Origin of the sequence: Alloalcanivorax xenomutans (assembly GCF_900217905.1) — a bacterium.
Classification (GTDB): Bacteria; Pseudomonadota; Gammaproteobacteria; order Pseudomonadales; family Alcanivoracaceae; genus Alloalcanivorax; species Alloalcanivorax xenomutans.
Map to the genome: position 1 here is coordinate 131,770 of NZ_OBMO01000003.1, position 13,122 is coordinate 144,891.

Consider the following 13,122-nt stretch of genomic DNA (forward strand, 5'->3'; position numbering starts at 1 on the left):
AGTAACAGGCCGCCATCATGCCCGCGTTTGAATACCGTTCCCTGGATCACCGGGGCAAAGTTAAAAAAGGCACCGCCGAGGCCGACAGCGCCCGCCAGGTCCGCCAACAGCTGCGGGACAAAGGCTGGGTGCCGCTGGAAGTGGTGGAAACCCGCGACCGGGGCGGGCAGGGCGGACTGCGCCTCTCTGGCGGCTCCAACAAACTCAAGGGTGGCGAGCAGGCGCTGGTGACGCGCCAGCTGGCGACACTGCTCAAATCCGGTTTGCCGGTGGAGCAGGCACTCTCCGCGGTGGCCAAGCAGGCCGCCAACCCGCGTGTCGAACGGATCATGATGGCGGTTCGCGCCAAGGTTCTCGAGGGCTTCAGTCTGGCCCGCGCCCTGGCGGAGTTCCCCCGTGCCTTTCCGGAAATGTATCGGGCCACGGTGGCGGCCGGTGAACAGAGCGGCCATCTGGAGCAGGTGCTCGAGCAACTGGCCGATTACCTGGAAACCCGCCATGACACCGGTCGTTCGGTATCGCAGGCGATGATTTACCCGGCCTTTATCATGGTCTTCTCCATGGTGCTGATCGCCTTCCTGATGACTTTCGTGGTGCCGAAAATGGTGGCGGTATTTGAAAACCGCGATCAGAAACTGCCCACTATCACGGAAGTGGTGATCTGGCTCAGTGACTTTTCCCGCGACTGGGGCTGGTTGGTGGTGCTGGTTCTGATCGGCGCCATCGCGTTGTTTGCCCGGGCCCTGCGTGAACCCGGGTTTCGCCTGCGCGTGCATCGGCGTTTGGTCAATATCCCCCTGGTGGGTACCATGTTGCGCGCCTCGGATAGCGCCCGTCTGGCCAGCACCCTGGGCATTCTCGGGCGCTCCGGCGTACCTTTGGTGGACGCTCTGTTCATTGCTGCCCAGGTGGTCGGCAACCTGGCTATCCGCGAGGCGGTCAAGAACGCGGCGGCACGGGTGCGCGAGGGCGGCAACCTAAGCCGCGCGCTGGACAAGAGCGGTTTTTTCCCGCCCATGCTGGTGCAGATGATCGCCAGTGGCGAAACCTCCGGCGAGCTGGATCATATGCTCACCCGGGCGGCGGATTACCAGGAACGGGAGCTCAATAGTACGGTCAGTACTCTTGTGGGGCTGCTGGGGCCGATCATGCTGCTGGTGATGGCGGGATTCGTGATTATGATTGTCCTGGCGGTGATGCTGCCGATCATGCAGATGAACAATTTCATGGCGGGATAACCCCCCTTTTTCTTAGGTGCTCGATAACGTAAAGAAGGTGAACAAATGAAAACCAAGCGACGGAACCAGCGCGGTTTTACCCTCCTGGAAATCATGGTGGTGGTGGCGATTCTCGGCCTGCTGGCGGCGATGATCGTGCCCAATGTGATCGGTCAGGGCGAACAGGCCAAGGTCGATATCGCCAAGACCAACATGTCCCGCATTGTCCAGCAGTTGGATATGTACAAGTTCAACAATGGCCGCTATCCGAGCACCGAGGAAGGTATCCGGGCTTTGGTGGAGCGCCCGGCGTCGGCGAAGAAATGGCCCGAGGGAGGCTACCTGCCGCAGATTCCCCAGGACCCCTGGGGTAATGACTATGTCTATCTGAGCCCGGGCGTGGATGGTCCTTTCGATCTTTACTCCCTGGGAGCGGACGGTGCTGAAGGCGGCACCGGTGTGGACGCGGACATCAGCTGGCGCGACAGCAGCAACTGACGCTGGCGACTGACGACCGGAAGGATCTGCCATGCGGATGCAGCGCGGTTTCACCCTGCTGGAAATTCTGGTGGTTATCGGCCTGATGGCGCTGCTGTCCTTGGCCGTGCTGGTGGTGCCGGTGTGGACCGATGACGGCCGTCAGTTGGACACTAATGTAGCCAAGCTCACAGACCAACTGGTACTGCTCAATGAGCAAAGCCTGTTTTCTGGCCGGCTGATGGCGATGCGTTTCACCGAGCGCGGCTGGACCCCGGTGGAATACGATGTGGGAGCGCGGGTATTCCGCCCGGCGGAGGGGAACGGCCTCAGCGCCGAGTCCTTGCCGGAAGGCATTGAGTTGCTGTGGGAAGTGGAGGAGTTGGAGCGCGATGAGGATGACCGGGTGACACCGGTGAACCTCGGTGACGTGGCCAAAAGGCTGGTGGACGACAGCAAGTTTTCCGGAGGCATAGGATTGCTGGACAAAGAGCAGTCGGAGAAAGATGAGCAGGCCCGCTCCGGGCCCTTGCCCCAGGTATTTTTCTTCCCCAGTGGTGAAACCACGCCGGTGTTGCTCACGCTCCGCTCCATCAATGAGCCGGACCTGGAAGTCCGCCGGCGTCTCACCGCTCTTGGCCAGATTCGCGATCCGGATGATGCGGAGGCCGTGCGCGAAGAGGAAGAGCGTAGTCAAACCATCCGCGAGATGCGCACCCGGACCAGCGAGGACCCCGGCAGTCTGTTCAACCTGAAGCGGGACGAGCAATGAAAACGCAGAGCGGGTTTACCCTGGTGGAAGTGCTGCTGGCCCTGGCTGTTCTGTCCCTGGCGATGATCGCGCTCGGGCAGACCCTGGGCGCCAGCGCCGTGGCCTACCGCAATATTGACGACACCCGTCTGGCTTACATGGTGGCGGCGGACAAGCTGGTGGAGATGCAAACCTTCCAGCTTTGGCCGGAAAACGGGGAACAGGATGACCGGGTCAAATATGGCGAGCGCGAATGGTGGGTGCAAACCAAAATCAGCGATGGACCGTATCCGGATACTCGCCGGGTGGATATCGATGTGGGGCCGTTGATCGACGATGAGGAAATGGGGTTGGCATACAGTCTCGCCAGTCTGATCGGCAAACCCGCTGCCGCCATGGGCGAGAACGGCAACGGCCCGAATAACAACCCGAACAACCCGGGGGGATAATGCGCCAGCGTGGCTTTACCTTGCTGGAAATGCTGGTGGTGATCGGCATCTTCGCCATGATGTACATAGTGGCGGTGGAGTTTCTCAGCAATGCGTTGGACAGCCGGGAGCAACTGGCCGAAGGCGCCACTGAGATGGAAAACAGCCAGCGCGCGGTGACCTATCTCACCCTTGACTTCGAGCAGCTTATCTCCCGCCCCGTACGGGATGGCTATGGCGACTACCAGCCGGCCATGATCGGCACCGAGCAATACGTGGAATTCACTCGCCTGGGCTGGTCCAATCCCTTTCAACTGCGCCGCCGCAGTGAGATGCAGAGGGTCATCTATGTTTTCGAGAATGGCACTTTGTACCGTCGCTACTGGCCGGTGCTCGATACCACCGTGGCCACAGAATATCAGGAAGACGTTCTGATCGATAACGTCAAACGCTTCACCGTGCGCTACCTGGACCAGAACGATCAAGGGGAGTGGCAGTGGCTGGAATTCTGGCCCGAGCCGAATGTGGCGACCCAGCCGGTGTGGCTGCAACGGCTGCCACGCAGCGTCGAAATCAGCGTTGAACTGGACAATGGCGATGTTCTGCACCGCTTCTTCCGCACGGTGGTGAACCCATGGGCGTGACCGTGATGCGCCCGCGCCGCCAGCGTGGTATGGCCCTGATCATCGTTTTGATGCTGTTCGCCATCCTTGCCGCGGTGGCCACGGAGGTGATGTTCCGCCAGGACCGCTTCCGCACGCGCGCCGACAACCTGCTGCAATGGGACAAGCGCTATCAATACGCCATGGCGGTGGAAGTGGTGGCCACTCAGGGCCTGATCGACGATCTGGAAGACGACAAGCGTAATAACGCCATGGTGGACGATTGCGTGGAAGAGCAATGGGCGGTGGAATTGCCCGCCACGCCCTATGAAGACGCCATTCTCAGTGCGTCGGTGCAGGATTTGCAGGGCCGGTTCAACCTCAACTGGCTGGGTACCGCCAGTGGTCCCGGATTTGAACGTAATGAGGAAAACCGGGAGCGCCTGCGAAGACTGCTGGAACAGGTGCTGCCGGAGCCGAACAAGGCCTCCTTACTGTCCAATGAGATGGCGGACTGGATTGATACCAACAACATCGTCGACAACGTGGAAGGGGCGGAGGACACTGAGTATCGCTCCCGCCGCACGCCGAATATGGCGGTGGCTCACGAAACCGAATTGCGCGCGCTGCGTAGCTTCACCGTCGAGGATCTGTTTCCGGACATGATGATGTGGGGGCTGTTCACCGCGCTGCCATCGGGCTCCAAGCTGAATGTCAACACGGCACCGCAGCCGGTGCTGGACGCGGTGCTGGGGACCATGGCGGGCAACGATGCCGCCGAGGCGGTGATGGCGTTGCGCGAAGAAGGGCCGATCGTCAATGTCGATGACGTCATGGCCCTGGCCCCGTTTACGTCTCTGGATGACGAGCAAAAACAGAACCTGGCGGGCATGCTGACGGTGGGCAGCGAATATTTCCAGATCATGGTGGATGTGGAAGTGGACGGGCAGGTCAGCCGTCTGGTCAGCCGGCTACGCCGCTCCTCCCAGGGCGGGCCGGACGGCACTCGGGTGTTCAGCCGGCAGGTAACGCCTCTGTTGAGCCCCCTCGAACCGGCCTGCAATCCCTTCTACAATGCGGAAAATGAAAGCAATAATACCGTGGAACTGAATCCGAACGGCTGAGCCCGTTGCGGCGGTTAAATAAACGGAAAAGGACGAAATTTGTGGCCACAGCACTGATTTATCTGGCCCCGGGGGCATTCCGTAACGGACTCGCCGAAAGCCCGGCGCTGTACCAGGAATCGCCGGCGGACCCGGTGAGCGAGGGCAGTCTGTCACAGGCTCTGGAGGTCCTGCATGGGAGCAGTGCACGGATCGTCATTAGCGGCGCCGATGCCCTGTGCACCCATGTCAATCTGTCGCGGAAGCAGGCACGTCATCTGCAAAGGGTGTTGCCGTTTCTGCTGGAGGAGCAATTGCTGGATGCTCCCGAGCGGCTTTGGTTCGCCGCCGGCAAGGGTGACCACGGCCGCTATCCGGTCACCGTGGTGGACCGGGAAGCCGTGGACGCGCTGCTGACCTTGTCCAGGGATGCGCAGGTGCACATCACCAGCATTAAATCCTTGGGGGACGTGCTGGCCCACGGCGCGCCCGTGGCGGTGGCGGTACCTGGCTGCCAGACACTGGTGCTGGATCGGGAGCGGGCCCTCGGCTACGCGGACGAAGCCCAACTGAACTCGCTGATGGCACTGTGCGCGACTCCGGAATCGGAGGGGTTCGAGATCACCGGGGAGCCGGCCCCAAACGACCCGGAACAGCCCCTGGCTCGCGTGGAGTCCCCCACCGCCCTGTTTCAGCAGCTTCGGGATGGCCTCAGTGACTCCAGCGCCGTGGAGATCCTGCAGGGGGCCCTGGCACCACGCCAGAATCGCCGCGGCGGCCCCTCGCCCTGGACGCCGTGGAAACCGGTGCTGGGATTGGCCGCGGCGGTGTTCGTCTTGTCCCTGGTCGCCTTGGGCGTCCAGACCTGGCGCTACGAACGGGCCGCGGACCAGGCTCTCGCCGACGCCGGCAAACTCTACCAAAGCCTGTTCCCGGGGGATCGGGCCACCGCCGGTTTGCGGCGGCAATTCGAAGCCCGGCTGGCCCGCCTTTCCAGCGGCGGTGGCGCCACCGGCAATGCCAGGTTGTTCCAGGTGCTGCCCTCGGTGGCGGCGGTGCTTTCCGCCAGCGAAGTGGAACCCAAACGGCTGCAGTTCGATGAGCGTCAGGGTAATCTGCTGCTGGATCTGGGCGCCAAGGAATACGCCGACCTGGAGAAACTGCAAACCGCATTACGGGAAAAGGGCGTCAATGCGTCCATCGCCAACTATCGCAATGGGCCCAATGGGGTCACCGCGCGTATTCGGGTGGAGCAGGCCGGATGAAACAGCAATTAGAGCAAGCCCGAAGCCAATTGAACAAGCGGTTGCAGCCCGCCTTTGAATGGTACGCCTCCAGGGAACCCCGGGAGCAAACCATTCTGCAGTTGCTCGCCGCGGTCATCGTGTTGTTCCTGATTTACGCACTGATCTGGCAGCCAATCTGGAACGCACGGGAATCCGCCCGCCAGCGTTACGTCGCCAATGAGCAAACCCGTCAGTGGATCGAACTGAATGCGCCGGCGGTACGCGCAGCCCGGGGCCAAAGCGACAATCGCGACAAGGCCAGCGCCTTCGGCGATAGCTGGGTTAGCGAGATCAGTCGTTCGGCGCAGAACCACGGCCTTACCCTGCAAGGGTTCACTCCCGACGGTGACCGCTCGGTGAGGATTCAGTTGGAAGACCAGCCCGCCAACGCCGTGCTGATCTGGCTGCATTTCCTCGAAGAGCAGGGCCTCAACCTGGGCACCCTGGAACTGGGGCCGGGCAACGAGTCCGGCACCGCCACGCTACGTGCGTCTCTGAGCCGCTAGTCGATGAAGGGGCGCGTTGGTGGCGCCGCCGCCCTGGCGGCCTGGTGGCTGTATACCCTCAACGCCATGGTCCTGGCGCTTGGCGTCAGTTGGGGATTCTATAGCCTGTGCGACTATGGCTACTCGTTCTGGTATCCAACCCTGGATATTGAGGAGCACATCCAGGAATACGGTCCTCAGAACCGATACCGTAGAGACTTCGAACGGCTCGAGGCGGAGCAATATCAGGCGCTGTTCCACCAAATCCGCAATGCCGTTCACAACAACGGCGAGGGGTTGGAAGACATCCACTATCCCAATCGCCTGGAACAACCCGTTCCGCTGCTGCGGCAGGCGGAAATCCTGCACCTCAGGGATGTGGCTCATCTTATCCGTATGGGAACGGTGATCACGTTGATTGCCGCCTGTCTCTGGTGGCCGTTGGCCCTATGGGTGCGGTGTCAGCACCGCCCGCCCGCTGGCAGTCGCCTGATTGCCCTGGCCGCGCCGTTGCTGGGACTGGCGGGTTGGCTGCTGGTGGCCGGCCCGGAGGCGGTGTTTTACCAGTTTCATATCTGGCTCTTTCCACCCGAACATGAATGGTTTTTCTACTGGCAGGATTCACTCATGAGCACATTGATGAAAGCGCCAGTGCTGTTCGGCGGTATCGCTCTGGTGCTGTCCGTCGGAGTTGCCATACTGACACCCGTGATTTATTTCACCGGTCTGCGGCTGGCGGGACGGGGGAGTCCTGCCAGCGCATGAGTGGTATCGAAGTACTGGGTCCGGACGCCAGCGGGGCCGAGAATGTTCAGCGCTGGGCGGCATCAGGGTTGCCGATACCACCGAGCTGGCGGGTCAGCCGGGAGGCGGTGCTGGCATTGCAGGTGGATGATCTCGCCCACCGCCTGCGTGCTTTACCGCGCATGTTCGGTCGACAACGTCGCTGGGTGCTGCATCACGGTGTGATGAATCCCCGCTCCAGACGGGAAAGCCTGCTGAAGCTGGACAGTGACCAGGCGCTGGCCCGCGCCCTTCATCAGTTGTTCGAACACCGCCCCGGCCCGGATCACGCCATAATCCAGGCATTGCCGAATTTGCAGGCCGCCGGAGTTCTGTTTACCCGCCATCCGTTGCGCCAGGATCTGTCCCACATGGTGGTGGAGGGCGTTCGCGCCGGAGCAGGGCAGCGGCAGCGGCTGGTGTTCGACGCGGATGGACGGTTGGTACATCGTGGTGACGGCTCCCCGGCTCTGGACCGGATCGTACCCGCGGAAGCTCTGGTGACCCTGGGACAGATGCTGCGCAACCGGTTTGATCATCCGCAGGCCGGCGAGTGGGTATATGACGGCGAGCGGATCTGGCTGTTGCAGAGCCTGCCCGTGGGTTCACTACCAGTGCCCGAGGAAGCCTGGAACCGTCGGGCCGGCGGTGCCTTGTTCAATCAGGCTCTGACCCCCCTGTGGTATACCCTGGAGGGGCGCTGGCTGAAAACCGCCTTTTGGTGGCCTCTGGCTCGCCGTCACGGTTGGAAGGAACTGGAGAACGTCGAGCCTTACCGGCGTCAGCACAGCCATTTGTACAGTAACGGGCTTTACTTCCGGCGCCTGGCGGAAACCTGGCCGGCGGCCTGGCTACAGGTGCCACCCGCCTGGCAGCCACCGGAGTCTCTGGACGATGCAACCACCCGCCGTCGGCTTTCACCGCCACGCCGGCGCTGGCGGTGGGCTCTGGCGGTACTGGAGCACCGCCAGAAACAGCTCCAGCTGAAACATGAGCGGGCCGTGGGCGACCGGGATGCCCTCTGGCACCAGCTTATCGAACTGGATCGCATTGGCGAACGCCTGGCCCGCCTGGAAGGCCGTTTGTGTTATCTGTGGTTGCCGGAATTGTCGCATTACCATGCCCAGCCCTTTCCACTCACATCACTGCTGACGGCCTCTGAATTGCGGGCTCTGGATCAGGCCCTTAATTTGAAAATGGGGGATCGGGGAAAGAGGGATGAAGGGGACACAGGAGAGGGCGCGGAGCTGGCGACGCTGCGCCCGGGCGATGATCCGGTGCACGCATCCGTTCAGGACAGTCCTTCCCTGAAAGCGGTATTGGAGGCAGCCGGGGAACGGCGGCGGCGTCATGATCCTGGCGACCGGTTGGATACGGAGATAGCCGCCTGGTTGTCGGTGGCAAAGCGGGCGCGGGCATTGCGCCAGAAACTGGCGGAACAACTGCGGGGATGGCTGGTTCATGCCGCCCGCGAACTGGTATCGCAGGAGTTACTGGCCCATCCGGACGATATCCATTTTCTATACTTCGATGAGCTGTGGATCTTGTGGATGCAGCGCCGTATTCCCAAATCCGCCGCCGGGCGCATCATCGCCCAACGCAAGGTCCGCTATTTGGAAGACGCTCTGGTCGGCGCGCCGGACTGGAAAATGGATCGCATCGGCTATGGTTTCGGGGGCAGCCCCTCCGAACCTTTATTGCTCGGACTGCCATTGGTGGCGGGTCGGGTGGAGGGACCGGTACGCCGAATCTGCAGTGCCTGGGCACTGAACAACATCCGGCCCGGGGACGTGCTGGTGCTGGACGAAGCGGACGCCGCCTGGACCCCCTGGCTGGCCCGCGCCAGCGCCTTGATCCTGAGCCGCCGGGACCCGGCCAACCCCGCCGCCAGCCTGGCCCGGGCCTGCGGCATCCCGGCGGTGTGGGGGTTGGCCGATGCCTTGCACGGCGTGCGCGACGAGGAGTGGGTGGCCCTGGACGGCGCGGCGGGCACCGTGGCCCGGAACGCGCCGCCTGGGCCGGGCGGCTAGTCCTCGTCGATATAGCCGAGCAGGTGAGGAACCATCTTCTCGATTTCCTTTCGGCTCATCCCCTTACGGGCGGCGTAGTCGTCCATTTGATCCTTGCCGAGCTTTCCAGTACCGAAGTACTTGGCTTCCGGGTGAGAGAAGTACCAACCGGATACCGCCGCCGCAGGGAACATGGCGTAGTGATCGGTAAGCGTCATGCCGGCGTTTTTTTCCGGCTCAAGCAGCTCCCACAGCAAGGCTTTCTCGGTGTGATCCGGGCAGGCCGGGTAACCGGGGGCGGGGCGAATGCCCCGGTATTGCTCGGAAATCAGAGCGTCATTATCCAGAGTCTCGTCCGCGGCGTATCCCCAGAACTCCTTGCGCACCCGTTCATGCAGGCGTTCGGCGAACGCCTCGGCAAGCCGGTCCGCCAAGGCCTTGAGCATGATCGCGGAATAATCGTCATGGTCCGCCTCGAAGCGCGCCACATGCTCATCGATACCAATGCCGGTAGTAACCGCGAAGCCGCCCAGCCAGTCCTGTTTGCCGCTGTCTTTCGGCGCGATGAAATCACTCAGGCAATAATCCGGTTTATCGTTCTTTTCCCGGTCCAGTTGCTGGCGCAGGTGATGCAGCGTCATGAACGGCTCGGCATCGCCAGGCTGTCGGAACAGTTGAATATCGTCCATGTCCGATTGCGCTGGCCAGAAGCCGATCACGCCCCGCGCGGTGAGCCATTTTTCCTTGAGCAGGCGGTCCAGCATGGCGCGCGCGTCCTGGTAAAGCCGGGTGGCTTCCTCGCCCACCACTTCGTCCTCGAGAATACGGGGGAAGCGGCCGGCCAGTTCCCAGGAGCGGAAAAACGGCGTCCAGTCGATGCGCTCCACCAGCTCTTCCAGAGGATAATCGTCAAACACCTTGAGGCCCTTGATCTTCGGCTCCGGCGGTGTGTAGTTACTCCAGTCCGGCTGGAACCGGTGTTGCCGGGCCTTGTCGATGCTCACCAGGGAGCGGTCCACCTGCTGTTGCTTGCGTCGTTCGCGCAGCTCCTGGTAGGTGGCCTTGGTCTCTTCCACGTAACCGTCTTTCTGAGTATCGGACAGTAACCGGGAAACCACGCCAACGGCGCGGGAAGCGTCCGCCACATGGACCACGGCATGGCGATAGTTGGGGTCGATCTTTACCGCGGTGTGGATGCGGCTGGTGGTGGCGCCGCCGATCATCAATGGCAGATCCATCTCCAGGCGTTCCATTTCACTGGCCACATGGACCATTTCGTCCAGGGATGGGGTGATCAAGCCGGACAGACCGATGATGTCCACCTTTTCCGCACGGGCGGTTTCAAGGATTTTATCGCAGGGAACCATGACACCGAGGTCGATGACCTCGTAGCCGTTGCACTGCAGCACCACGCCAACGATGTTCTTGCCGATGTCGTGAACATCCCCCTTCACCGTGGCCATCAGAATGCGCCCGTTGGACTCATCCTGAGTGCCCATTTCCTCTTTTTCCTTTTCCATGAACGGCAGCAAATAGGCCACCGCCTTTTTCATTACCCGGGCGGATTTCACCACCTGGGGCAGGAACATCTTGCCGGCGCCGAAAAGGTCGCCGACCACGTTCATGCCGTCCATCAGCGGGCCTTCGATCACGTGCAGAGGGCGCTCCGCCCGAAGCCGGGCCTCCTCGGTATCGCTTTCCACATGGTCGGTGATGCCTTTGACCAGGGCGTGCTCGAGCCGCTTCTCCACCGGCCAGGAGCGCCATTCCTGATCTTCCTTCTTGGTTTCCTTATCGCCGCTGTCACGGTATTTTTCGGCCAGATCGAGAAGACGTTCAGTGCCATCTTCCCGGCGATTCAGTACCACGTCTTCCACCGCGTCGCGCAGTTCCGCCGGAATGTCCGCGTAAATCGCCAATTGCGACGGGTTGACGATCCCCATGTCCATGCCATTTTGGATGGCGTGGTATAAAAACACCGCGTGAATCGCCTCGCGCACCGGGTTGTTGCCCCGGAACGAGAAACTCACGTTGGAGACACCGCCGGAAATCAGGGCGTGGGGCAGGGTGCGTTTGATCTCCGCCACGGCCTCGATGAAGTCCACCGCGTAATTGTTGTGTTCCTCGATGCCGGTGGCGATGGCGAAGATGTTCGGGTCAAAGATAATGTCTTCCGGCGGGAAGCCCACCTCTTCGGTCAACAGCTTGTAGGCGCGGCTGCAGATCGCCACCTTCTGCTCACGGGTTTCCGCCTGGCCGTCCTCATCGAACGCCATCACCACGGTGGCGGCGCCGTAGCGGCGGATCAGCCGAGCCTGATTCAGGAACGCCTCTTCACCTTCCTTGAGGGAGATGGAGTTCACCACCCCCTTGCCCTGAATGCATTTCAGGCCGGCTTCGATCACCTCCCACTTGGAGGAATCGATCATGATCGGCACTTTGGAAATTTCCGGTTCCGAGGCCACCAGATTGAGGAACCGGACCATGCACTCGAGCGAATCGAGCATGCCCTCGTCCATGTTGATATCGATGATCTGGGCGCCGTTTTCCACCTGGTCCCGGGCCACATCCAGGGCGGTATCGTAGTCGCCTTCCTTGATCAGGCGCAGAAAGCGTTTGGAACCGGTGACATTGGTGCGCTCGCCCACGTTCACGAACAGGGAATCGGGTGCGATGCTGCATGGCTCCAGGCCGGACAGGCGGCATTGCACAGGGATCGCGGGCAGGGCACGGGGGGCACAGTCCCGCACCGCCGCCGCCATGGCGGCGATGTGTTCCGGGGTGGTGCCACAGCAGCCGCCGATAATGTTAAGAAAGCCTTTTTGTGCCCAACCACGGATTTCCTTCGCCATGGTGTCCGGATCCAGGTCGTACTCGCCCATTTCGTTGGGCAGTCCGGCATTGGGGTGGGCGGAGACGTGGAATTCGGAAATGCGCGACAGCTCTTCGATGTAAGGGCGCAGCTCCATGGGGCCCAAAGCGCAGTTCAGGCCGATGGAAATCGGTCTGGCATGGCGCAGCGAATTATAGAAAGCCTCGGTGGTCTGCCCGGTAAGCGTACGGCCGGAGGCATCGGTAATGGTGCCGGAAATCATTACCGGCAGATCGAGGCCTCGCTCGTAACAGTACTGATCCACCGCGAACACCGCGGCCTTGGCGTTCAAAGTATCGAAGATGGTTTCGATCAGAATCAGATCCGAACCACCCTGGACCAGACCGTCCACGGCTTCCAGATACGCTTCCACCAAGGTGTCGAAGTTGACGTTGCGGTAGCTGGGGTCGTTCACATCCGGGCTGATACTGGCGGTGCGGTTGGTGGGGCCAAGAACCCCGGCGACGAACCGCGGCCGTTCCGGCGTGGCCACCGCGTCGGCGGCGCGACGGGCCACCTCGGCGGAGGCCTTGTTCAATTCATGGGCCAGCGCCTGCATGTCGTAGTCCGCCATGGCGATGGCGGTACTGTTGAAAGAGTTGGTCTCGATGATATCAGCGCCGGCTTCCAGGTAGGCGCGATGCAACGCCTCGATTTTTTCCGGCTGAGTAATGGACAGAAGGTCGTTATTGCCCTTCAGATCGCAGTGCCAGTCCGCGTACTGAGCGCCCCGGTAGTCTTCTTCGCTGAGCTTGAGGCGCTGGATCATGGTGCCCATGCCCCCGTCCAGGATGACGATGCGATCCTGCAGAAGAGAGGCGAGCTGCGCGCGGCGTTGGTTGGACATGAACTGCTCCGTTGAGTGACCGGGGGCGCATTATAGCGGCTGGGACGGTGTTGCCCAACGCACCCGAGTGCCCGCTATACTGAGCGCCGTTGCCATGATCTTACTCATGGTGCTTTCGGCGAGAGCCGGATTGTGACCGGTTGATAGCCATATTGTAAAAAAAACCGCCAATGCACTGTATACGGTGGGGCAGGCGCGCGCGTTTGCGCATAATGCGCCCTTTTACCGTCAATGGCCCCGGAACGGGCTTTGAATCATCAAC

At 61.7% G+C, this 13,122-nt stretch carries 11 protein-coding genes; 10 read left to right on the plus strand and 1 reads right to left on the minus strand.

The window, feature by feature from the left end:
* Window positions 1-17 precede the first annotated feature (17 nt).
* Genes gspF through CRO06_RS03545 form a run of 10 tightly spaced genes read left to right on the plus strand, consistent with a single transcriptional unit; the run spans window position 18 to window position 9,162 of the window.
* Window positions 18-1,238 carry a type II secretion system inner membrane protein GspF gene (gene gspF, locus CRO06_RS03500; RefSeq protein WP_097057741.1) on the plus strand — a complete coding sequence of 407 codons (1,221 nt, stop codon included), beginning with the start codon at window positions 18-20 and terminating at the stop codon, window positions 1,236-1,238.
* A gap of 45 nt (window positions 1,239-1,283) precedes the next feature.
* Entirely contained in the window at window positions 1,284-1,715 is a 432-nt protein-coding gene (gspG, locus tag CRO06_RS03505; RefSeq protein WP_014994558.1) for a type II secretion system major pseudopilin GspG, read from the plus strand.
* A 31-nt stretch (window positions 1,716-1,746) separates the two neighbouring features.
* Window positions 1,747-2,466 carry a prepilin-type N-terminal cleavage/methylation domain-containing protein gene (locus tag CRO06_RS03510; RefSeq protein ID WP_097057742.1) on the plus strand — a complete coding sequence of 240 codons (720 nt, stop codon included), beginning with the start codon at window positions 1,747-1,749 and terminating at the stop codon, window positions 2,464-2,466.
* Window positions 2,463-2,894, plus strand: coding sequence for a type II secretion system minor pseudopilin GspI (gene gspI / locus CRO06_RS03515; RefSeq protein ID WP_055100052.1), 432 nt, complete (start codon window positions 2,463-2,465; stop codon window positions 2,892-2,894). Before CRO06_RS03510 ends, gspI begins: the two co-directional genes overlap by 4 nt.
* Entirely contained in the window at window positions 2,894-3,517 is a 624-nt protein-coding gene (gene gspJ / locus CRO06_RS03520) for a type II secretion system minor pseudopilin GspJ (RefSeq protein ID WP_022995925.1), read from the plus strand. Before gspI ends, gspJ begins: the two co-directional genes overlap by 1 nt.
* Entirely contained in the window at window positions 3,508-4,599 is a 1,092-nt protein-coding gene (gene gspK, locus CRO06_RS03525; protein WP_026949321.1) for a type II secretion system minor pseudopilin GspK, read from the plus strand. Before gspJ ends, gspK begins: the two co-directional genes overlap by 10 nt.
* A 41-nt stretch (window positions 4,600-4,640) precedes the next feature.
* Window positions 4,641-5,843 (plus strand): type II secretion system protein GspL, encoded by a 1,203-nt coding sequence (gspL, locus tag CRO06_RS03530; RefSeq protein WP_022995927.1) that lies wholly within the window; start codon window positions 4,641-4,643, stop codon window positions 5,841-5,843.
* The gene (gspM, locus tag CRO06_RS03535) at window positions 5,840-6,370 is read left to right on the plus strand and encodes a type II secretion system protein GspM (RefSeq protein ID WP_097057743.1); all 531 of its coding nucleotides are present in this window, start codon (window positions 5,840-5,842) and stop codon (window positions 6,368-6,370) included. Before gspL ends, gspM begins: the two co-directional genes overlap by 4 nt.
* 3 nt (window positions 6,371-6,373) lie before the next feature.
* Window positions 6,374-7,114, plus strand: a complete 741-nt coding sequence (locus CRO06_RS03540) for a lipoprotein intramolecular transacylase Lit (protein WP_097057744.1) — start codon at window positions 6,374-6,376, stop codon at window positions 7,112-7,114.
* Entirely contained in the window at window positions 7,111-9,162 is a 2,052-nt protein-coding gene (locus CRO06_RS03545; protein WP_097057745.1) for a PEP-utilizing enzyme, read from the plus strand. Before CRO06_RS03540 ends, CRO06_RS03545 begins: the two co-directional genes overlap by 4 nt.
* Here CRO06_RS03545 and metH read toward each other — a convergent pair.
* Window positions 9,159-12,860 (minus strand): methionine synthase, encoded by a 3,702-nt coding sequence (gene metH, locus CRO06_RS03550; protein WP_055100047.1) that lies wholly within the window; start codon window positions 12,858-12,860, stop codon window positions 9,159-9,161. The two genes, CRO06_RS03545 and metH, sit on opposite strands and share 4 nt — an antisense overlap.
* Window positions 12,861-13,122 lie beyond the last annotated feature (262 nt).

Coding starts and splice junctions, on each gene's coding strand:
- gspF (WP_097057741.1), top strand. CDS start 18: ATGCCCGCGTTTGAATACCGTTCCCTGGATCACCGGGGCAAAGTTAAA.
- gspG (WP_014994558.1), top strand. CDS start 1,284: ATGAAAACCAAGCGACGGAACCAGCGCGGTTTTACCCTCCTGGAAATC.
- CRO06_RS03510 (WP_097057742.1), top strand. CDS start 1,747: ATGCGGATGCAGCGCGGTTTCACCCTGCTGGAAATTCTGGTGGTTATC.
- gspI (WP_055100052.1), top strand. CDS start 2,463: ATGAAAACGCAGAGCGGGTTTACCCTGGTGGAAGTGCTGCTGGCCCTG.
- gspJ (WP_022995925.1), top strand. CDS start 2,894: ATGCGCCAGCGTGGCTTTACCTTGCTGGAAATGCTGGTGGTGATCGGC.
- gspK (WP_026949321.1), top strand. CDS start 3,508: ATGGGCGTGACCGTGATGCGCCCGCGCCGCCAGCGTGGTATGGCCCTG.
- gspM (WP_097057743.1), top strand. CDS start 5,840: ATGAAACAGCAATTAGAGCAAGCCCGAAGCCAATTGAACAAGCGGTTG.
- CRO06_RS03540 (WP_097057744.1), top strand. CDS start 6,374: ATGAAGGGGCGCGTTGGTGGCGCCGCCGCCCTGGCGGCCTGGTGGCTG.
- CRO06_RS03545 (WP_097057745.1), top strand. CDS start 7,111: ATGAGTGGTATCGAAGTACTGGGTCCGGACGCCAGCGGGGCCGAGAAT.
- metH (WP_055100047.1), bottom strand. CDS start 12,860: ATGTCCAACCAACGCCGCGCGCAGCTCGCCTCTCTTCTGCAGGATCGC.